Annotated in this window: 21 protein-coding genes and 1 rRNA gene; 3 read left to right on the plus strand and 19 right to left on the minus strand. The window is 49.6% G+C overall.

Features of this window, described 5'->3' with window-relative positions; genetic code table 11:
* The 19 genes from T488_RS0105215 to T488_RS0105305 all read right to left on the minus strand — a co-directional run.
* Positions 1 to 235: ribosomal RNA gene (locus T488_RS0105215) — 16S ribosomal RNA — on the minus strand; the annotation flags it as partial.
* A 439-nt stretch (positions 236 to 674) separates the two neighbouring features.
* Positions 675 to 1097 (minus strand): hypothetical protein, encoded by a 423-nt coding sequence (locus T488_RS0105220; RefSeq protein ID WP_028519890.1) that lies wholly within the window; start codon positions 1095 to 1097, stop codon positions 675 to 677.
* A 15-nt stretch (positions 1098 to 1112) separates the two neighbouring features.
* Complete coding sequence (locus tag T488_RS0105225) at positions 1113 to 1640, minus strand: hypothetical protein (RefSeq protein ID WP_155267164.1); 528 nt, start codon at positions 1638 to 1640, stop codon at positions 1113 to 1115.
* Between the two features lie 107 nt (positions 1641 to 1747).
* Positions 1748 to 2656: an ornithine carbamoyltransferase gene (gene argF, locus T488_RS0105230; protein WP_028519892.1), complete on the minus strand. Its 909-nt coding sequence runs from the start codon at positions 2654 to 2656 to the stop codon at positions 1748 to 1750.
* 30 nt (positions 2657 to 2686) lie between these two features.
* Positions 2687 to 3151 carry a hypothetical protein gene (locus T488_RS0105235; RefSeq protein WP_028519893.1) on the minus strand — a complete coding sequence of 155 codons (465 nt, stop codon included), beginning with the start codon at positions 3149 to 3151 and terminating at the stop codon, positions 2687 to 2689.
* Between the two features lie 2 nt (positions 3152 to 3153).
* Complete coding sequence (locus T488_RS0105240) at positions 3154 to 4323, minus strand: aspartate aminotransferase family protein (RefSeq protein WP_028519894.1); 1170 nt, start codon at positions 4321 to 4323, stop codon at positions 3154 to 3156.
* A 148-nt stretch (positions 4324 to 4471) separates the two neighbouring features.
* Positions 4472 to 5338 (minus strand): acetylglutamate kinase, encoded by an 867-nt coding sequence (argB, locus tag T488_RS0105245; RefSeq protein WP_028519895.1) that lies wholly within the window; start codon positions 5336 to 5338, stop codon positions 4472 to 4474.
* Between the two features lie 27 nt (positions 5339 to 5365).
* Entirely contained in the window at positions 5366 to 6076 is a 711-nt protein-coding gene (locus tag T488_RS0105250) for a PH domain-containing protein (RefSeq protein WP_028519896.1), read from the minus strand.
* An 18-nt stretch (positions 6077 to 6094) separates the two neighbouring features.
* Entirely contained in the window at positions 6095 to 6808 is a 714-nt protein-coding gene (locus T488_RS0105255; RefSeq protein WP_028519897.1) for a hypothetical protein, read from the minus strand.
* 141 nt (positions 6809 to 6949) lie between these two features.
* On the minus strand, positions 6950 to 7495 hold the full coding sequence (locus T488_RS0105260) for a hypothetical protein (RefSeq protein WP_028519898.1): 546 nt from the start codon (positions 7493 to 7495) through the stop codon (positions 6950 to 6952).
* A 12-nt stretch (positions 7496 to 7507) separates the two neighbouring features.
* The gene (locus T488_RS19540) at positions 7508 to 7657 is read right to left on the minus strand and encodes a hypothetical protein (protein WP_155267165.1); all 150 of its coding nucleotides are present in this window, start codon (positions 7655 to 7657) and stop codon (positions 7508 to 7510) included.
* A gap of 7 nt (positions 7658 to 7664) precedes the next feature.
* Positions 7665 to 8225, minus strand: a complete 561-nt coding sequence (locus tag T488_RS0105270) for a hypothetical protein (RefSeq protein WP_028519899.1) — start codon at positions 8223 to 8225, stop codon at positions 7665 to 7667.
* Between the two features lie 32 nt (positions 8226 to 8257).
* Positions 8258 to 9553: a bifunctional glutamate N-acetyltransferase/amino-acid acetyltransferase ArgJ gene (argJ, locus tag T488_RS0105275; protein WP_028519900.1), complete on the minus strand. Its 1296-nt coding sequence runs from the start codon at positions 9551 to 9553 to the stop codon at positions 8258 to 8260.
* The gene (locus tag T488_RS0105280) at positions 9540 to 9968 is read right to left on the minus strand and encodes a contact-dependent growth inhibition system immunity protein (protein WP_028519901.1); all 429 of its coding nucleotides are present in this window, start codon (positions 9966 to 9968) and stop codon (positions 9540 to 9542) included. Before T488_RS0105280 ends, argJ begins: the two co-directional genes overlap by 14 nt.
* A 27-nt stretch (positions 9969 to 9995) precedes the next feature.
* Positions 9996 to 10949 carry an N-acetyl-gamma-glutamyl-phosphate reductase gene (gene argC / locus T488_RS0105285; RefSeq protein ID WP_028519902.1) on the minus strand — a complete coding sequence of 318 codons (954 nt, stop codon included), beginning with the start codon at positions 10947 to 10949 and terminating at the stop codon, positions 9996 to 9998.
* A gap of 193 nt (positions 10950 to 11142) precedes the next feature.
* Positions 11143 to 11391 carry a hypothetical protein gene (locus tag T488_RS0105290; protein WP_028519903.1) on the minus strand — a complete coding sequence of 83 codons (249 nt, stop codon included), beginning with the start codon at positions 11389 to 11391 and terminating at the stop codon, positions 11143 to 11145.
* Between the two features lies 1 nt (position 11392).
* The gene (gene argH, locus T488_RS0105295; protein WP_028519904.1) at positions 11393 to 12772 is read right to left on the minus strand and encodes an argininosuccinate lyase; all 1380 of its coding nucleotides are present in this window, start codon (positions 12770 to 12772) and stop codon (positions 11393 to 11395) included.
* Positions 12773 to 12798: 26 nt separating this feature from the next.
* Positions 12799 to 13221, minus strand: a complete 423-nt coding sequence (locus T488_RS17030) for a GNAT family N-acetyltransferase (protein ID WP_155267166.1) — start codon at positions 13219 to 13221, stop codon at positions 12799 to 12801.
* Positions 13222 to 13399: 178 nt separating this feature from the next.
* Complete coding sequence (locus tag T488_RS0105305) at positions 13400 to 14635, minus strand: argininosuccinate synthase (protein WP_028519905.1); 1236 nt, start codon at positions 14633 to 14635, stop codon at positions 13400 to 13402.
* Positions 14636 to 15028: 393 nt separating this feature from the next.
* Here T488_RS0105305 and T488_RS0105310 point away from each other — a divergent pair, with 393 nt between their 5' ends.
* From T488_RS0105310 to T488_RS0105320, 3 genes are all read left to right on the plus strand, one after another.
* Positions 15029 to 15973, plus strand: coding sequence for an L-lactate dehydrogenase (locus T488_RS0105310; protein WP_037297191.1), 945 nt, complete (start codon positions 15029 to 15031; stop codon positions 15971 to 15973).
* Between the two features lie 81 nt (positions 15974 to 16054).
* Positions 16055 to 17230 (plus strand): NAD(P)-dependent malic enzyme, encoded by a 1176-nt coding sequence (locus T488_RS0105315; RefSeq protein ID WP_028519907.1) that lies wholly within the window; start codon positions 16055 to 16057, stop codon positions 17228 to 17230.
* A gap of 300 nt (positions 17231 to 17530) precedes the next feature.
* Complete coding sequence (locus T488_RS0105320; RefSeq protein ID WP_028519908.1) at positions 17531 to 18610, plus strand: suppressor of fused domain protein; 1080 nt, start codon at positions 17531 to 17533, stop codon at positions 18608 to 18610.
* The last annotated feature ends 26 nt before the right edge of the window (positions 18611 to 18636 follow it).

Genomic DNA, 18636 nt, shown 5'->3' on the forward strand with positions numbered 1-18636 from the left:
AGCCCATCTTTGAGTGATAAATCTTTGGTATCAAGATCATGCGGTCTCAATACGTTATGAGGTATTACCATCCGTTTCCAGAAGCTATCCCTCTCTCAAAGGCAGGTTGCTCACGTGTTACTCACCCGTCCGCCACTAAGATAATCTAAGTAAACTCAAATTATCTCCGTTCGACTTGCATGTGTTAAGCGTGCCGCCAGCGTTCGTCCTGAGCCAGGATCAAACTCTTTATTAAAGTTGTATATTTAAATCCCTCAGGATTTAGATATCGATCCTAATTCATAACGCTTGCGTTATTACTCTTCGTGTTTTTTTAAAGTCTTTTCTTGACTTCCCTTTATCTTCATAAAGGAATCTCAAGGGTCGTTACTTTTTATTCGCATTGTTCAATTTTCAAGATGCTGTCTTCGCTATCTCTCTTCGAGACAGCTTAACTATTATATCACAGTTCCTTTTCTTTGTCAATACCTTTTTGAAAATTTTTCTGTGATTTTTTTCGTCTCCCTCTTCTCGGTTACGCTCCCACGCTGCGCCAGCAGGCTTACTGTTTGCGTCCCCCCGAGGCGACTTAATTATTATAGCACGGCAGGAAGGTTTTGTCAACTAAAAAAGCAGCGGTTGAATTGTGAGCTTTTTATCTATTATTACTCCATATGCTGTTTCATATGCCGTAATCACTTCAGCAGCAGAAATCTTGCCATGAATATCAGCGCCATGACCACCAGAACTGCCGCAATGGTGATGTGTCTGCTGACATCTGCCTCGAACTTGAACTTCTTCGGATTCTTTGGATCGCAGAGTATAAGGTGTGTCGAACCTATTTTCAAAGGCTGGGTATAGCCCGCCTTATCCTCAGCCTCATAGGTCTTGCCGTCAAGTTCATACTTCATGATATGAGTGTAGTGGGAAACGCGCTTTGCCACGCGCATCAGCCTGCCTATAAGTCCTATGCCCCGATATCTGAGGACCGACTTTGAGTCAACAACCTCAGCCTTTGCTATCACGCCAAACTTCTTATAATAAAGAAGCCGCGCAAGATAAACTCCCCCTGCAAGAGCGATAATGCCGCCCACGCAGGCAAGTATGATGTCTCTCATATTTCACCTCATTTATCAGAATATGCTTTCTTCGCCGACGTCCAGCCCCTTTGCCTTATCCGGGTACAGAGCCTCGGCGTACTTGTATATCTTCATAATATCAATGTCATCGGCTTCGCCCTTCAGCAGCTTTCTGAGCTCAGACGCACCGACGTTCACCTTCAGACTGCTCTCGTCTTCATAGCCGTCCTTATTGCTTATAAACACCAGATCAAGGGAATACACCGTTCCTCCCCTTGCACGGTGAGGCTGTACGCAGCAGGAAAAGCTCTCCGTCTTTGCAAGGTCTATCTCCCAGCTGTAAAACAGCCATATACACCTGATAACGCCGTCGTCCCCAAGCTTTACCAGGGTCTTTATCGAGCACACTCCCACCAGCAGCACTACACCGACTGGCATTCCCACTAAACTGCCCACCAACGCATAGTCCGCCGTCTTTTCATTGTAAGAAAGACATATCGGCAGCAGACACAGTCCGAAAGACAGCACCACCGTTATCGCCACTATCATTGGCGGTATGTATTTTATTCTTAATGTTTTCATAAATGATACCCCCATATCACTTGCAAAAAGCGGACAGCCCGTAAACTGTCCGCTTGAATTTACCCCTTTGCGCAGGATCTTCCCTGCTAATGTCCGTCTTTGACGGCTCAGTCTGCCATGAGCTTTACCATTACAGCCTTCTGAGCGTGGAGACGGTTCTCGGCTTCCTCGAAGATCTCGTTTGCGTGAGACTCGAATACCTTCTCTGTGATCTCCTCCTCACGGTGAGCGGGGAGGCAGTGAAGTACCATAGCGTCTGCATGAGCCTGAGCCATGAGATCATCGTTGATCTGGTAGCCTGCGAAAGCCTTCCTGCGCTTCTCGGCTTCGCCCTCCTGACCCATGGAAGCCCATACGTCAGTGATGAGAACGTCAGCGTCCTTCGCTGCCACCATAGGAGAATCTGTGAGCTCGAACTTATCGCCGTACTTAGCAGCAAACTCAAGTATCTCAACAGGGGGCTGATAGTCGTCGGGGCAGGCGATGGAAACGCTCATGCCCACCTTCAGGCAGCCTACGATGAGAGAATTTGCCATATTGTTTCCGTCACCGATGAAGCACATCTTCAGTCCGTCAAAGCTTCCCTTGAACTCGCGGATAGTCATAAGGTCAGCCAGTACCTGACAGGGGTGACAGAAATCGGTAAGTCCGTTGATTATCGGGATAGAGCCGTACTGAGCCAGGTCCTCCACCTCTTTCTGCTCAAAGGTACGGATCATGATACCGTCAAGGTAGCGCGAGAGAACTCGTGCTGTATCCTGAACGGGCTCTCCGCGTCCGATCTGGAGATCGTTTGAGGAGAGGAACAGCGGGTATCCGCCCAGCTGGTACATACCTGTCTCGAAGGAAACACGGGTACGGGTGGAAGCCTTCTGGAAGATCATTCCCAGAGTCTTTCCCTTCAGGTGGGGATGCGGGATACCGTGCTTGAGCTCATACTTGAGCTGGTCTGCAAGGTTAAGTATGTCAATGATCTCCTCAGTGCTGAGATCGAGCATTTTAAGTAAGTGTTTCATAATATTTATCCTTTCAGAAATTCTGTATGTTTACTTGTTCATCTCGCCGAAGGCTCTGTCTATAGCCACGGCGAAAAGCGGGATATAATCATCAAAGGCAGTATTTTCTATCTCTATGCCGTACTGGAACTCACCGTTCACAGCCGAAAGCGTATGGATATGACCGACACTGTTCCCGTTTTTTACTATTTCAAATTCCTTTCTGTCCTTGCTTCTGAGCTCGAATGTGAACTCCTTGCCTCTTGCCACGATAGTGGGGTCGAGGAAAAGGGATTTGCACTCCATGGAAAGGAAAACGTTATCGTTAAGTATTATGGTAAATGCAGGCTTTTTGTCATCACCTGTCTGAACGAGAGTATAAAGGTTATAATAGTTGCTTGCATCCATGAGATTATATCTCGAACTGAAGCCTTTTTTTCTGACACTGTACAAGACTTTGCCGTTTCTGTCAGTGGCTACGTATTTGTTGCCCTTGCCTGTTACCTGCAGCTCCATAATCATTCCTCCAGTATCTCTATCAGAATTTTCAGTCCGTCCTTAAGCTCGTCGTAGGAAATCGTCAGCGGCGGGAGAAGCCTTACCTTCTCCTTTGCGGTGAGTATGAGCAGCCCCTTCTCCAGAGCCTTTGCGGCTACATCGTGGGCGTCCTTGGACTTCAGGGTAATGCCTATCATGAGACCTATACCGCTGATACCTGCCACCTCGCTGCACTTTTCAAGCTCGCTCCTGATGAACTCAGCCTTTTTGCCGACCTCATCCAGGAAGCCCTCGCTTTCGATCCTGTCAAGGACAGCCAGACCGCCTGCACAGGCAATGGGGTTGCCGCCGAAGGTAGAGCCGTGAGTACCTGCTGTCAGGACTCCGCTGCACTTCTCGTTCACAAGGCAGGCACCCATGGGGACGCCGCCTGCGATACCCTTTGCAAGTGTGGTTATGTCGGCTTTTCTGCCGAAGTGGTCTCCTGCGAGGAATTTGCCTGTACGTCCCACACCTGTCTGCACCTCATCGGCGATGACCAGTATGTCCCTGGGAGCGCAGAGGTCATAGACCGCGTCAACAAAAGCCTGATCCAGCTTATTGACGCCGCCCTCGCCCTGAACGTACTCCAGCATTACCGCACAAACCGACTTATCCTCAAGCTTAGCCTCAAGGTCATCGATGTCATTTGCGGTAACATTCACGAAGCCTTCTACGAACGGAAAGAAGTAATTGTGGAACACATCCTGTCCTGTAGCGGAAAGGGTAGCGATAGTCCTGCCGTGGAAGGAATTCACAAGGGTTATTATAGTATGTCTGCCCTTGCCGTATTTATCGAAGCTGTACTTCCTTGCCACCTTGATAGCGCACTCATTTGCCTCAGCACCGCTGTTACAGAAGAATACCGACTTATAGCCCGAGATATTGCAGAGCCTGTCGGCGAAATCCGCCTGAACCGCCGTATAGTAGTAGTTTGAACTGTGCTGGAGGGTACGCACCTGAGCGCATACCGCGTCAGCCCATTTTTCGTCGCAGTAGCCGAGGGAATTTGTACCGATGCCGCTTCCGAAGTCGATGTATTCCCTGCCGTTTTCGTCCTTACAGTGCCTGCCGCTTCCTTTTTCCATTACCAGCGGATAGCGTCCGTAGGACTGCATAACGTGCGAATTGAACTTATCTATTGTATTCATTTAAAGTCCTCCTTATGGCAGACTGCCTATCGGACTTTTTCAGACACACTATTATTATAACGCTGAAAGGCAGTCAAAATCAATGTTTGAAGTTTTATTATAAGTAAATTTTTTGTATACAAGTAAATTATTTTATGAGAAGCAATCCTCACACGAACTGTGTACCGATGCCCTCGTTGGAAAGTATCTCGATGAGGATAGAGTGAGGAACTCTTCCGTCGATGATAACGGTCTTGCTGACGCCGCGTCTTACAGCCTCAACACAGCAGTCAATTTTGGGTATCATGCCGCCTGAGATTATGCCCTGTCTCTTCAGGAAGGGAACCTCGCTGACATTTACCTCGGGGATAAGTGTGGACGGGTCATCCTTATCGCGGAGAAGTCCTGCTATATCGGTCATGAGGATAAGGTTCTCGGCACCCAGCTCAGCGGCAATTCTTGCAGCAGCTGTATCGGCGTTGATGTTATATGTATTGCCCTCCTCATCGGTGGCGACTGTGGCGATAACGGGGATATTTCCGTTTGCAAGAGCGTCGGTGATAGGCTTGGTGTTCACCTTTGTTATCTCGCCTACCCAGCCCAGGTCCTGACCGTCGTCGGTCTTTTTCTTTTCAGCCATGAGCATCTCGCCGTCAATGCCGCAGAGACCGACAGCGCTGCCCTTGTGCTGAGCCAGAAGCTGTACCAGCTCCTTGTTGACCTTGCCCGAGAGCACCATCTTTACCACGTCAACAGTGGCGTCATCGGTGTATCTGAGACCGTTGATAAATCTGCTCTCGATGTTGAGCTTCTTCAGCATATCGCTTATCTCGGGACCGCCGCCGTGTACAAGGACTACCTTTACACCTACCAGTGAGAGGAGGACTATATCCGTCATAACAGCGTCCTTGAGCTCCTTGTTGGTCATGGCGTTTCCGCCGTACTTGATAACAAGTATCTTGTTATTGTACTTCTGTATATAAGGCAGGGCATCGATAAGCACCTGTGACTTTTCGTTATTTGAGATCTTTTCCATTTTCCTTTACTTCCTTTTCTTTATGTTTTAATGTATAGAGGACCTGTAATTTCTTACAGCCTCGGCAATTATATTGCTTAAACGCTCAGGCTCCTTTACACAGGGTATCGTAAGGATACTTATTTGATTGCCGGTTTTTGAAACGATCCTGACCTTGCCTGTACCGTCACGCTTGACAGAAAAGGTTACAGAAGTAACGTTGTCGTACGGCATTTCGTTATTATAACTGCTCATAAGCATCAGTATCCTTCTGTCGGTAACAGCATAATCCGCTTTATTGTTCAGCTTCACCGCCCACACTATCAGTGCTGTCACTCCGCCCAAAACCGCAATGGGCATTAACAGAAACAGCAGGAATATAAATATATATGAAGCTTTCCCGGAAGTGAAGAAGCCGATGAAAAACGTTAAGAAGCAAACAATAAACATGCCCAGAATACTGAGTCCAATAATTTTATTCATGCTCTTTCTTTGTTTATTAAGCCCAGAATCCGTTCTGCTGTCTCTGCCGAAAGTGTACAGCAGGCGCTCGCCTTCCCTGAGATAGGGTGCGAAGGCACCTCTCAGGTATTCGGATGTTTCCTCTCCCAGTGCATTATTCTCTCTCTCATGAGAGACAGAGTCAGAACTGAAAGTGTCAGCCCGGTATTCCTCGTTGGGAGCAATATACTCGTCATCGTAAGCCGCCGAAGCTCTTTCATTGTATTCGTCAAGGTCTTCGCTTTTTCTGCCGAACATATCAGCACCGCCTCTCCGTTACTCTCTTCTCATACGGGCTCCCATAACAGCGTCATTTATTATGCGCTTTACTCTGGGAGCGTCGCTTATCCTGTACATCATAAGTGACCTGGTCTTGTCCTTGCTTCCGGGATAGGTGTTCACAGGGTAATCAAGAGACAGCGCAAGGAAGCTGCTGGCGCTTGAATCTCCGCCGTTCACTCTGTTTATCCACGCAAGAGGCACCGACATATTTCTGCCGTTTCTCACGACTATTACTCTTATATCCGTTACCGCATAGGCGCTGGCGGAATTCCTTACCATAAGGCATACGCCCAGACAAAGCACTGCCATACCAAGCAGTGAGATCCACCACACAAGCAATCCGCCTATGAAGAACATGACGATACCTGCGGCAAAAACACCGGATCCGTTGTTATTTTTACTTGATGCAGCCCTTATGCTGCCGCCTGTCCAGAGCAGGTGCTCGTTGGGAGCCAGCAGCCTTTCCATGCTGCTCTCAAGGCTGACGCGGTCATCGTAGGGCTTCTGCTCTGAGTCCGCGTCCTCGTAGGTCTGCTCGTGACTGTGTCCACATTCGCTCACATCGTTGATATTGCTGTAGGACTGCTCATGACTGTGGTCACATTCGCTCCTGTATTCCTTTGAGGGAGCTATATAATCATCGTCATATTTCGCGGCGTATTTCTCGTTATAGTCATCGTAGTCCTCGTCTTTTTTTCTTCCGAACATCTCCTCACCTGCCCCAATGTCTGAATTCTTCTATACGATCACTCGGCGGGAGGTTGATCTCGCCAAGTCCGTTTTCTCTTCCTGCGGAATTCCTGCGAAAGCTCACAGCTCTCATACTCATATCTGATAACCGCCATAGTATCACCACCACTGCCAGCGTTCGATCTCTTCCTGCTTTTTTCGGGTCTTTGCCACAACGTCCGTCTTCTCTTTCAATATATCCCTGACTATTTCAGGGTCATCAACGTCGTACATGGTCTGGGATCCCATGGAAGGCGTACTGCCTTTTCTTATACTCAGGATCACATCAGCCTTCCCGCTTCTTTTCTTCCTGACATAAACGTATGTTATGAGACCGAAATCTATGATCTTGTATGTGGAGCGATGGAATATAAGGAGCCTCTTATCGGTGAGTATATACGTGCGCGGACGTTCCAGAGAAACAACTGCCGCAAGAAGCCATGAGCCCAGTATGGTCAGGGCAATAATAATGCCTTCATTGATATTGAATTCCACAAAATTCAGCGCGCCTATCCCCAGCAGAGGAAAGACCACAGCAAAGGGAAGCAGTAATTCCAGCCTCAGATGAGGTCTTTTGCTGCCCTTGGTATTGCTCCAGAGAACTCTTTCATCATCGTCAAGGTATTGTTCATACTCAGTGTCGATGATGTCGATGTTAGCTGCCATACACACTCCACCTTATCTCAGTCCTCGCTGTTTTTTCTGTTCCTTACAGGTAGCGCCCTTTTTTGAGCTTGCGCACCAGATGAGCTCCTCATCGGGAAAAAGCAGCCCGCGGAAGGTCATTTCAAGCTCACGGCTTTCGTGCTCATGTTTAATATCCGACATAATATCACTATCGCTGATATTGCTCTATCTCCTCCGCCTTTGCATATGCCCGGGGCATATCCTTCTGCTGGAGAATGAGCTCCTTTACCCTTTCAGCGTCCTCAAGATCAAAAAGCGTATACCCTGTGTACACGGTGCTATTTCTTGTGCGCGAATGACCATTCCGCACCAGTTTTGACTTCAGCATAACCACATTGCCGAGACTGCCTTTTTTCTGCTTTTCCACATTAACATAAGCAATATCGTAATATTTCAGTTCCTTTACGCTCAGACTGCCCAGTATGAGCACTCTTTTATCCGTCACATAATAAGCAGCCGTGCGCTTTACACTAACCAGCAGGAACATCAGACCGATCAGAACGAACAGTCCGCCCATTACCCAGTCGACCGCTGTATTGTGTGCTGTGATAAGGGAAAAAATACCGTAGCCGCTGAATGCGATGATCATTACCACGGAAATACAGCCGCCGTCCAGATGCAGCCTTATCCTGTCGGGCTCCTTGCTCCAGAGGATATGCTCGTCATCGTCAAGGAACCTCTCATATACTTCGTCAATGCTGTTCGCCATACATATCCCCCACTTATCCCAAAGGTGGTAACTCAGCTTCTGTAATCACCGTTTATCTTTACGTAATCATATGTGAGGTCACAGCCCCAGGTGATGGCTTTGCCCTTGCCGTCGCCCAGAGAGATAAGGATCTTGATCTCCTCCTCCTTGAGTATCCTCTTGGCTATCTCCTCGGAGAACTCTATAACGCAGCCCTTGCGTCCGAGAGGGATAACTCCGCCCTCAGAAGCCATTTCCACGTCGACCTTGCTTATATCGAAATCGGCGTCGGCATAGCCAAGTGCGCAGTAGATACGTCCTGCGTTGGCGTCCTCGCCGAAGATCATAGCCTTGATGAGGCTTGAGGTGACGACCGATTTAGCCACGGTCTCTGCGATCTCGTCGGTCTCTGCACCTCTTACAGCGCACTCGATGAGCTTTGTAGCGCCCTCGCCGTCCCTTGCCATCATTCTTGCAAGGTTCATCATTATAGCGTAGAGAGCGTGTCTGAACTTCTCATACTCGCCGTCCTCGGCAGTTACAGGCTTGTTGCCTGCCTCGCCGGAAGCCATGATGCAGACCATATCGTTTGTGGAGGTATCTCCGTCAACGCTTACACGGTTGAGAGTAACCTTGATGATGTCGCTGAGAGCCAGCTGTATCATCTCGGGAGAAATGTCGGCATCGGTGGTGAGGAAGGTAAGTGTGGTAGCCATATTGGGGTGGATCATTCCGCTTCCCTTGAGCATACCGCCCATGGTGCAGGTCTTTCCGCCCAGCTCGAACTGAACAGCTATCTCCTTCTCGCGGGTATCGGTGGTCATGATAGCCTCAAGAGCTCTCTTGTTGCCGTCGTAGGTAAGACCGCCTGCCAGGTCGTCCATAGCGTTTGCGATGGGCTCGATGGGGAGCACCTGACCGATAACGCCTGTGGATGCCACGATAACGTCGTTCTCGTCGATGCCCAGAGCCTTTGCAGCCAGCTGACACATCTTTGTTGCCTTCTCAACGCCGTCGGGGTTGCAGGTATTGGCATTTACCGAGTTAACGATAACAGCCTTTGCCTTGCCGTCCTTGATATGCTCCTTTGTTACGAGTATGGGAGCGCCCTTTACCTTGTTTGTTGTATATACAGCAGCAGCGCTGCACATCTTGTCTGCAACTATGAGTGCAAGGTCGTTTTTCTTCTTGGCTGTGGGAAGTGCGTTGTTTGCAGCTGCATTTGCCCCGTCCATGTCATTCAGGGGCTTGTGGGCAAGACCGCACTGAACACCGTTGGCTTTAAAGCCTTTGGCTGCGCAAACTCCTCCCTCAACAAAGGTGATACCCTTTACATCAACCAGCTTCATGCTCTGTTTCCTCCTTGATCTTCTTTGCGAATTTCGCAACTATATCCATATATTCCTCTTTTGCCGACTCACTTTCCCAGTTGTGGGACTTTGCCATGAGGGCAGCGTTCTCCAGAACGGGCTGTACCTGCTGATAGTAGAGTCTGAGATACTTCTCCTTGCCCATAAAGAGGTTGTACATCAGCTGTCCCTCGAACATCTCACCGATGAAGGGATCATCGCTGAGCATTTCGATAGCTCTCTTGATAGCCACCTTCGAGCATATCTTCTGGCGGAGCATACGGCTGACGTCAGAGACATTGAGCTGATCCTTTGTCTTTTCCATGATAGTGTTGAACCACTCGTCAACGGTATAGTCGATACCGTCGTCCTCGATGAGATCGTATTCATAGATCTCTCTAAGCTTTTTACTCATTGTTATTCCCCCCGATATGAAATCACATCATATTAAACCTGTTGTCTCGTCGATACCCATCATGATGTTGAGGCACTGAACGGCTGCGCCGCTTGCGCCCTTTCCCAGGTTGTCGAGACGTGAGCAGAGGAGTATCTGCTCGTCATTGCCGAAAACGAATACCTGCATTTTGTTCTGTCCGCTGAGAGTATTCGATGCAAGGAAGAAGCTCTTCTGCTCCTCTGCGGACATAAGAGGCATGACCTCTATCATGTTTGCGCCTGAGTAATGCTTTTTATACATCTCATGGACCTGCTCTGCGGTGACCTTTTTGTCAAGCATTCTCGTCTGGAGGGGAACGCTTACCACCATGCCGCTGTAATAGTCGCAGACCATGGGATTGAACATGGGAGTGTAGGTGAGTCCCGAAACAGCCTTCATCTCCGGCAGGTGCTTGTGCTGCTGAGAGAGTGCGTACTGACGGGGGCTGTTGAACTCATAGGGCTTATCCTCGCCCTCATATACTGCGATAGCCTTCTTGCCTGCTCCGCTGTAGCCCGATGTGGCATAGGCGAATACGGGAAAGTCCGCAGGAATGATACCGTTGTTTACCAGCGGATATACTATTGAAGCAAAGCCGCTTGCATAGCAGCCGGGAACAGCTACTCTGTTGGAGTTCTCTATCTTTGCCCTGTGTGCGGGAGAGAGCTCCGGGAAGCCGTAAGCCCAGTCGGGATTTGTGCGGTGAGCCGTAGAGGCGTCGATGATACGGACATGGTCGTTGTCCTTGTCAATGAAGGACACAGCCTCTATGGAAGCGGCATCAGGCAGACAGAGGAAAACATAGTCTGCGCTGTTTATAAGTCTTGCACGCTCGGCAGGGTCCTTTCTCAGCTCCTCGCTGATCTTCATGATCTCAACGTCGTTTCTTCCCTTGAAACGCTCCTGTATCTTGAGACCTGTGGTACCTTCCTGACCGTCTATATATACTTTAACTGACATTGTATTTTCCTCCGTTTTCATGTCTTTCATAGTGGGCATCTTCACCTGCGAAGTGCCTGTTGTATCCGGGGCTCTGCCCCGAACCCTGCAAGGGCTGTCAGCCCTTGACCTGACCAAAGGGGTAGTGACCCCTTTGGAATCCTTTTCATATGCTCAACCGTCTTCTAAGGGCTAAAGGCTAATGGCTAAAAGTTCACTTCCTGCGCTTGCCGACCTTTCTCTCATACTTTGCACGCTTGGGGTCCTTGGTATCGGACTTGTCCTCTATCATTGAGTGCCATACGCTTATGCTCAGCGTGATTATTACTATGAGACCGAACCAGAACAAGTGGGCGCTGGGTATCACTGCCACCCAGAGTCCCATTACCAGCTCGCCCAGTCCCCATATAACGCCCATGAGGATAGCGAGACCGATAGTAAAGGTGATGTCCTTTTTCTTCATATCAGAGACCCAGTGCCTTCTCCGCCAGAGCTATCTGCTCCTTTACAGCGTCAGGAGAGGGACCACCCTCCGACTTGCGCTCACGGACGCAGGTATCAAGGCTGATAGCCTCGTAAACGTCCTCGGTAAAGAGGTCTGTCATAGCCTGATAGTCCTCAAGGGGAAGGGTCTCGAGAGTGAGCCCCTTCTCGATGCACTGTGCAACGAGGGTTCCTGTTATCTTGTAAGCGTCACGGAATGGCATACCCTTCTTTACCAGGTAGTCTGCGCAGTCCGTAGCGTTTATGAAGCCCTTTGCGGCAGCGTGTCTCATGTTGTCCTTGAGTACGCGCATAGTTGCCAGCATGGGAGTGAATGTCTTTACGCAGAGCTTCACGTTGTCAACGGCGTCGAATATAGCCTCCTTGTCCTCCTGCATATCCTTGTTGTATGCAAGGGGAAGTCCCTTCATCATGGTGAGGAGGGTCATGAGGTCGCCGTTCACTCTGCCTGTCTTTCCGCGGATAAGCTCCGTAACATCGGGGTTCTTCTTCTGGGGCATGATGGAGGAGCCTGTTGCAAAGGCGTCGTCAAGCTCCACGAACTTGAACTCCCATGAACACCAGAGGATTATTTCCTCGGAAAAACGTGAGAGATGTGTCATGAGCAGTGACAGAGCGCAGCCCAGCTCCACACAGTAGTCCCTGTCGGAAACGCCGTCAAGGCTGTTGGGCATGGGAGCCGTAAAGCCGAGAAGCTCAGAGGTCTGCTTTCTGTTGGTCTTATATGTAGTACCTGCAAGAGCGCCGCTGCCAAGGGGGCAGTAGTTCATTCTCTTTGCGGTATCCTGAAGTCTTTCCATATCGCGGAGGAGCATCCACACATACGCCATAAGGTGATGTGCAAGTGTGATGGGCTGTGCTCTCTGTAAATGAGTATATCCGGGCATTATGGTCTCGGTGTGATCCTTAGCCATATTCACCAGAGTAACAGCAAGCTCCTTCACCATAGCGTATATCTCGTCTATCTCGTCGCGGAGGTAGAGTCTCAGGTCAACTGCCACCTGATCGTTTCTTGAACGTGAGGTGTGGAGTCTCTTTCCAACGTCGCCGAGGCGCTTTGTAAGCTCTGCCTCAACGAACATATGGATATCCTCGGCGTTGGGGTCAAGCTCCAGCTTGCCGCTGTCGATGTCGGCGAGAATGCCCTTGAGCCCCTCAATGATAGTGAGGCTGTCCTCCTTAGTGATAATGCCGCAGTCTCCCAGCATGGTAGCGTGGGCGATACTGCCCTTTATATCGTGACGGTACATACGTCCGTCAAAGGCTATTGAAGAATTGAAAGCGTTGACGCCTGCGTCCACCTGCTTTGAAAATCTTCCTGCCCACATCATATCTGCCATAGTTTTACTCCTTTATGTGTCTATTCTTATAATATCTCAATGTATTTATTCCTGTAGAAAAGGTCCTCACGGACAGTGAATCCCATATGCTCCCAGAACTGATTTCCGTTTTCGTTGTGGGTGAACACCACAAGGAGAACCTTCTGTATGCCTTCTTTTTTCAGAGCCTCCATAGCGCTTTCCACCAGCATTCTGCCGATGCCCTGTCCGCGGTATTCGGGAGCTACAACAACATGGTGAAAGATACCTCTTCGTCCGTCGTGACCTGCGAGGATAGTGCCGATTATTTTACCGTTTTCCTCGGCAACAAAGCTTGTTGTGGGGTTGCGTTTCAGGTATCTTGTGAAGCCCTCTGCACTATCGTCCACAGGATTTGTGCCCTCGTGGTCTGTCCAGCACTCATTTACGCCGTCCCAGTCATTGATGGTCATAAGTCTTATCTTTACCATATTCTCGCCCCCCTTTTTATTTCATAATTCATAATGCTCAATTCATAATAATTCATTCAGCTAACGCTCCAATTATGCATTATGCATTATGAATTATGCATTCTATTAAATCGTAACAGGCAGGAGAAGGCTCCCCTGCCTGAAACTGATATATACTTATATTGCGGCTGAAAGAGAATTACTTGTTGTTTCTCTTCTTGTCAAGCTGAGCTCTAACCTTTATCGGGAGACCGAAAAGGTTGATGAAGCCTGCTGCGTCAGCCTGATTGTAAACCTCATCCTCATCGAATGTGGCAACTTCCTCATCGTAGAGAGTATAGGGTGAAGTTACGCCTGCGTTGATGATGTTGCCCTTGTAGAGCTTGAGCTTAACGTCGCCTGTAACTCTCTCCTGAGTCTTGTCAACGAAAGCTGTGAGAGCTTCACGGAGAGGTGTGTACCACTGACCGTTGTAAACGATGTCAGCGAACTTGATTCCGAGGTACTGCTTAACACGAGCTGTCTCCTTGTCGAGAGTGATGGTCTCGAGAACCTCGTGTGCATGGTAAAGGATAGCACCGCCGGGAGTCTCGTAAACGCCTCTTGACTTCATACCAACGAGACGGTTCTCAACCAGGTCAGCAAGACCGATACCGTTCTCGCCGCCCAGCTTGTTGAGAGCGGATACCATCTCAACGCCGTTGAGCTTCTTGCCGTCCAGCATTGTGGGAACGCCCTTCTCGAAGTGGAGAGTGATGTATGTGGGCTTGTCGGGAGCGTCGATAGGTGAAACGCCCATTTCGAGGAAGCCCTTCTTCTCGTACTGAGGCTCGTTTGCAGGATCCTCAAGGTCGAGACCCTCGTGTGAGAGGTGCCAGATGTTCTTGTCCTTGGAGTAGTTTGTCTCTCTGTTTATCTTCAGAGGAATGTTGTGAGCCTCTGCGTAGTCGATCTCCTCGTCACGGCTCTTGATGTCCCATTCTCTCCAGGGAGCGATGATAGTCATTTCGGGAGCGAAAGCCTTGATAGCCAGCTCAAATCTTACCTGATCGTTGCCCTTTCCTGTGCAGCCGTGGCAGATAGCGTCAGCGCCCTCAGCCAGAGCGATCTCAGCGATACGCTTTGCGATGATGGGACGAGCGAATGATGTACCCAGCATATATCTGTTCTCATAGATAGCGCCTGCCTGAACTGTGGGGTAAACATAGTCCTGGATGAACTCCTCCTTGAGGTCTGCGATGATGAGCTTGGAAGCGCCTGTCTTGATAGCCTTCTCCTCGAGACCGTCGAGCTCTGTGCCCTGTCCTACGTCGCCTGAAACAGCGATAACTTCGCAGTTGTTGTAGTTTTCCTTGAGCCACGGAATGATGATAGATGTATCAAGACCGCCGGAATATGCGAGAACTACCTTTTTGATGTCCTTCTTATTAACCATTGTTATTACCTCCTGGATATTGAGCGCCGTATCCACAGCGCGTATTTGCGATATAACTCTATTATACAACATATGAAGATAATGTCAAGAGTATTTGCATAAATATTCATTTTAGCAATAAATATTCACGTTTATACGAATATTATTCATTTGTAAGCCGCAGGCGATCAGGTAGTACCAATTTTCTCTCTCATTAATCTCAGAGTGAAAAAGCTTTGTTAAATCAAGTAGTGTTTTGTATGAAATTCCGATTTTTCGTAAGAACCGGTGATTTAACTTGATATTTTTATTCTTTACGATTATAATTATGTTGTATATAGCTCTGCAAAGCGCTAAAGACTATAGAGATAAAAGGCAGAGTATTCCCTATTTTTAAGTATGGAGGTCTATATTATGGCTGAAAAGAACGGAACGAAGATAACTATACTCGGCGCAGGCAATGTAGGCGCATCTGTGGCTTACACATTCGCTGTTGCAGGTACCTGCTCCGACATCGTACTCGTTGACATAAACAAGGCAAAGGCAAAGGGCGAGGCTATGGATATCCGCCAGGGCGTATCCTTCGGCGAGAACGTTGAGGTATTCGACGGCGGCTATGAGGACGCCAAGGACTCAGACATCGTAGTTGTTACCCTCGGTCTTGCAAGAAAGCCCGGTCAGACACGTCTTGATCTTGCTCAGACCAATGTCAATATCATCAAGGAAGTTATGCCCCAGGTGGCTAAGTACGCTCCCGACGCTATCTATGTAGTTGTCAGCAACCCTGTTGATATCCTTACATACACCATACTCAAGTGCACGGACTTAAAGCCCAATCAGGTAATCGGTTCGGGTACAGCCCTCGACACTTCACGTCTCCGCTCCATCATCGCCGATCATGTGGGACTCTCTCCCAACAGCATCCACGCTTACGTTTTCGGCGAGCACGGTGACTCCTCATTCATTCCCTGGTCCATCATGAACATCGCAGGCGTTCCTGTTGATGAGTACTGCGCTGATCAGGATCACGCAAACCTTGACGAGGACGAGATCATTGATGAGGTCCGCAAGGCAGGCGCTGAGGTCATCAAGAGAAAGGGCGCTACATTCTACGCTATCGCAATGAGCGTAAACAAGATCTGTGACACTGTTCTCCGTGACTCAAAGAACATCATCACAGTTTCAACTATGATAAATGACAGATACGGCATCAGCGATGTATGCCTCAGCCTTCCCTGCGTTATCGGAAGCAACGGTATCGAGAGAGAGGTATCTCCCAAGCTCAACGACGCAGAGATAGAGAAGCTTCAGGCAAGCGCAAAGGCACTGAGAAGCGTTATCGACCAGATCGAGTTCTGATCGCCGTCCCCAATATGTAAATCATCGGCGGAGGGCTTATGTTCTCCGCCTTAAAACTGTAATAACGAAAGGAATAAACATATGAATTACGCAGAAGAATCACTTAAAAAGCACTATGAATGGCAGGGCAAGATCGAAGTTATCTGCCGCGCTCCCCTTGAGACAAGAGATGACCTCTCACTGGCTTACACCCCCGGTGTTGCACAGCCCTGTCTCGAGATACAGAAGGACGTTAACAAGAGCTATGAGCTCACACGCCGTTCAAACCTTGTAGCAGTAGTTACCGACGGTACCGCTGTTCTCGGTCTCGGTGACATCGGTCCCGAGGCAGGTATGCCCGTTATGGAGGGCAAGTGCGCTCTGTTCAAGGCATTCGGCGACGTTGACGCAGTTCCCCTGTGTGTACGCTCAAAGGAAGTTGACGACATCGTTAATACTGTCCGTCTCCTTGCCGGCTCATTCGGCGGCGTGAACCTGGAGGACATCTCCGCTCCCCGCTGCTTCGAGATAGAGAAGAAGCTGAAGGAGTGCTGTGATATTCCGATATTCCACGATGACCAGCACGGTACAGCAGTAGTTACTCTCGCAGCTATGCTCAATGCCCTCAAGGTAGTAGGCAAGAAGCTGGACGAGATAAGAGTCGTTACCAGCGGCGCAGGTGCAGCAGGTATCGCTATCATCAAGCTCCTCATCTCCATGGGTCTCAAGGACGTTGTTCTCTGCGACAGAAACGGCGCTATCTACAAGGGCAGACCCCAGGGCATGAACCCCATGAAGGACGAAATGGCTGAGATAACCAACCAGCAGATGAGAAAGGGCAGCCTTGAAGAAGTTATCAAGGGCGCAGATGTATTCATCGGCGTATCAGCTCCCGGCTGTGTGACTCCCGAAATGGTAAAGAGCATGGCTCCCAACCCCATACTCTTCCCCATGGCTAACCCCACTCCCGAGATAATGCCCGAGGAGGCAAAGGCGGCAGGTGCAGCAGTAGTGGGCACAGGCAGAAGCGACTTCCCCAACCAGATAAACAACGTTCTGGCATTCCCCGGAATTTTCCGCGGAGCTCTTGACGTCCGCGCAAGCGATATAAACGACGCTATGAAGATAGCTGCTGCAAAGGCTATCGCTTCATTCGTAACAGATGACAAGCTCAGCGCAGATTATATTATCCCCAGCGCACTGGACAAGTCCGTAGCACAGGCAGTTGCAAAGGCTGTTGCACAGGCTGCAAAGGACACAGGCGTAGCAAGAATATAAGGCGGGGAGCCCCCGCGGGCTTTTTCGCGGCGAAGTTTCAGCGAAGCGCAGCTCTTTCCACGCGCCTCCGCTATCACAGGACACAGGTTATAGTCATGAGGAGCCCCCGCGGGCTGTTTCGCGGCAAAGTTCCAGCGAAGCACAGCTCTTTTCACGCGCCTCTGCTATTACAGGGCAGCAGGTCATAGTCCGGGAAACTGCCGCGCATCTTGCTATTTACAAAAATATATGTTATAATTGAGCCGTGGAGCGCCTTGCTCCGCGGCTTTTGTTTAATGATATAGGTAAAAGGAGAAAAAAATGAGTGAGATAATCTTTGAATCGCGCTCCCCTATCTGCGACATTGACGCAGTTATCGAAGCAGACAACAACACATACTATATGTACCTTATGACAGCCCCCGAGACGGGAGTGAAGCTGCTGAAGGCGCTGTGGGTGTGCAACCGCCGCCCCGCTCCCGAGGTATTCGACCCTCAGTGCATGAAGGACGGAAAGGCTCCCATGCTGGCAAAGGAGAACCTGGCTCCCATACACCCTGCGGCTGGCATAACCCTCAATCCTGCAAAGCTTTCCTGTTACTGGTATGAGAGCGGCGACAGTGCAGCCATTTTCTACGGAGACAAGCTGCTCTGCGCTATCCCTTCCTATGCAGGTCTCCATGACTTCCCGGGATTTTCCGTATTTGCAAAGGGTCAGACCCGCTATGCCTGGGGAATGCCCGAAAAGCCCGACTTTGCAGAGCGCGCAAAGGGACTGAAGACCTTCTGGGATAATATCACTGCCGACGACTCATGGCCGGAGATACAGGAGGAATGCCTGAGAGTCATTGAGGAATTCTACGGCAGTCAGCACGAGAAGTATTATGCCATAGACGGCGGAGATTTCCCGCCCAAGGCTCTTGCACAGGGCAGAAGAGACGGCGTTGTCTACGGTATCACCTTAGGTGTAAGCCAGTTCGCTATGCCCCGTTCGGAAATGGTCTTCGGCAGCCACTACAACGACTGCAACCGCATAGAGCTTGGATTTGCGGCACAGGAGCGCCATGAGCCCCTGACACAGATGATGTTCTCGGTGATGTCAGATGTTGCCAATATGCCCTGGAACGAGCTGAACTTCCTCTGGCACGGTCATACATTTGATTTCCCAAATATAAAGGGCTTTTCACAGATAGTCCTGATAAATCCCGTTTACATAGAGGGCATGGAGTGCCCGAAGTGGAGAAAATTCATCGGAAACCGCGTGAACCTGCTGTGGCTGGTGCCCATAACCGCTCAGGAATTCGCAGCTCTCGGCGAGATGGGCATTGCTGAGCTTCTGAAGAAGTGCCCCGACCCTCAGCACCTTCACATTTTCGACGGCAGACCGAAATTCAGCCTCTGACCGTCCGACATCGCATAAAACCAACA

It is taken from the genome of Ruminococcus flavefaciens ND2009 (genome assembly GCF_000621785.1).
In the GTDB taxonomy this organism is placed as follows: Bacteria; Bacillota; Clostridia; order Oscillospirales; family Ruminococcaceae; genus Ruminococcus; species Ruminococcus flavefaciens_C.

Bases quoted from the DNA above. Each gene is read 5' to 3' on its own strand.
- T488_RS0105220 (WP_028519890.1), bottom strand. From the start codon at position 1,097: ATGAGAGACATCATACTTGCCTGCGTGGGCGGCATTATCGCTCTTGCA.
- T488_RS0105225 (WP_155267164.1), bottom strand. From the start codon at position 1,640: ATGAAAACATTAAGAATAAAATACATACCGCCAATGATAGTGGCGATA.
- argF (WP_028519892.1), bottom strand. From the start codon at position 2,656: ATGAAACACTTACTTAAAATGCTCGATCTCAGCACTGAGGAGATCATT.
- T488_RS0105235 (WP_028519893.1), bottom strand. From the start codon at position 3,151: ATGGAGCTGCAGGTAACAGGCAAGGGCAACAAATACGTAGCCACTGAC.
- T488_RS0105240 (WP_028519894.1), bottom strand. From the start codon at position 4,323: ATGAATACAATAGATAAGTTCAATTCGCACGTTATGCAGTCCTACGGA.
- argB (WP_028519895.1), bottom strand. From the start codon at position 5,338: ATGGAAAAGATCTCAAATAACGAAAAGTCACAGGTGCTTATCGATGCC.
- T488_RS0105250 (WP_028519896.1), bottom strand. From the start codon at position 6,076: ATGTTCGGCAGAAAAAGCGAAGACCTTGACGAATACAATGAAAGAGCT.
- T488_RS0105255 (WP_028519897.1), bottom strand. From the start codon at position 6,808: ATGTTCGGAAGAAAAAAAGACGAGGACTACGATGACTATAACGAGAAA.
- T488_RS0105260 (WP_028519898.1), bottom strand. From the start codon at position 7,495: ATGGCAGCTAACATCGACATCATCGACACTGAGTATGAACAATACCTT.
- T488_RS19540 (WP_155267165.1), bottom strand. From the start codon at position 7,657: ATGTCGGATATTAAACATGAGCACGAAAGCCGTGAGCTTGAAATGACC.
- T488_RS0105270 (WP_028519899.1), bottom strand. From the start codon at position 8,225: ATGGCGAACAGCATTGACGAAGTATATGAGAGGTTCCTTGACGATGAC.
- argJ (WP_028519900.1), bottom strand. From the start codon at position 9,553: ATGAAGCTGGTTGATGTAAAGGGTATCACCTTTGTTGAGGGAGGAGTT.
- T488_RS0105280 (WP_028519901.1), bottom strand. From the start codon at position 9,968: ATGAGTAAAAAGCTTAGAGAGATCTATGAATACGATCTCATCGAGGAC.
- argC (WP_028519902.1), bottom strand. From the start codon at position 10,949: ATGTCAGTTAAAGTATATATAGACGGTCAGGAAGGTACCACAGGTCTC.
- T488_RS0105290 (WP_028519903.1), bottom strand. From the start codon at position 11,391: ATGAAGAAAAAGGACATCACCTTTACTATCGGTCTCGCTATCCTCATG.
- argH (WP_028519904.1), bottom strand. From the start codon at position 12,772: ATGGCAGATATGATGTGGGCAGGAAGATTTTCAAAGCAGGTGGACGCA.
- T488_RS17030 (WP_155267166.1), bottom strand. From the start codon at position 13,221: ATGGTAAAGATAAGACTTATGACCATCAATGACTGGGACGGCGTAAAT.
- T488_RS0105305 (WP_028519905.1), bottom strand. From the start codon at position 14,635: ATGGTTAATAAGAAGGACATCAAAAAGGTAGTTCTCGCATATTCCGGC.
- T488_RS0105310 (WP_037297191.1), top strand. From the start codon at position 15,029: ATGGCTGAAAAGAACGGAACGAAGATAACTATACTCGGCGCAGGCAAT.
- T488_RS0105315 (WP_028519907.1), top strand. From the start codon at position 16,055: ATGAATTACGCAGAAGAATCACTTAAAAAGCACTATGAATGGCAGGGC.
- T488_RS0105320 (WP_028519908.1), top strand. From the start codon at position 17,531: ATGAGTGAGATAATCTTTGAATCGCGCTCCCCTATCTGCGACATTGAC.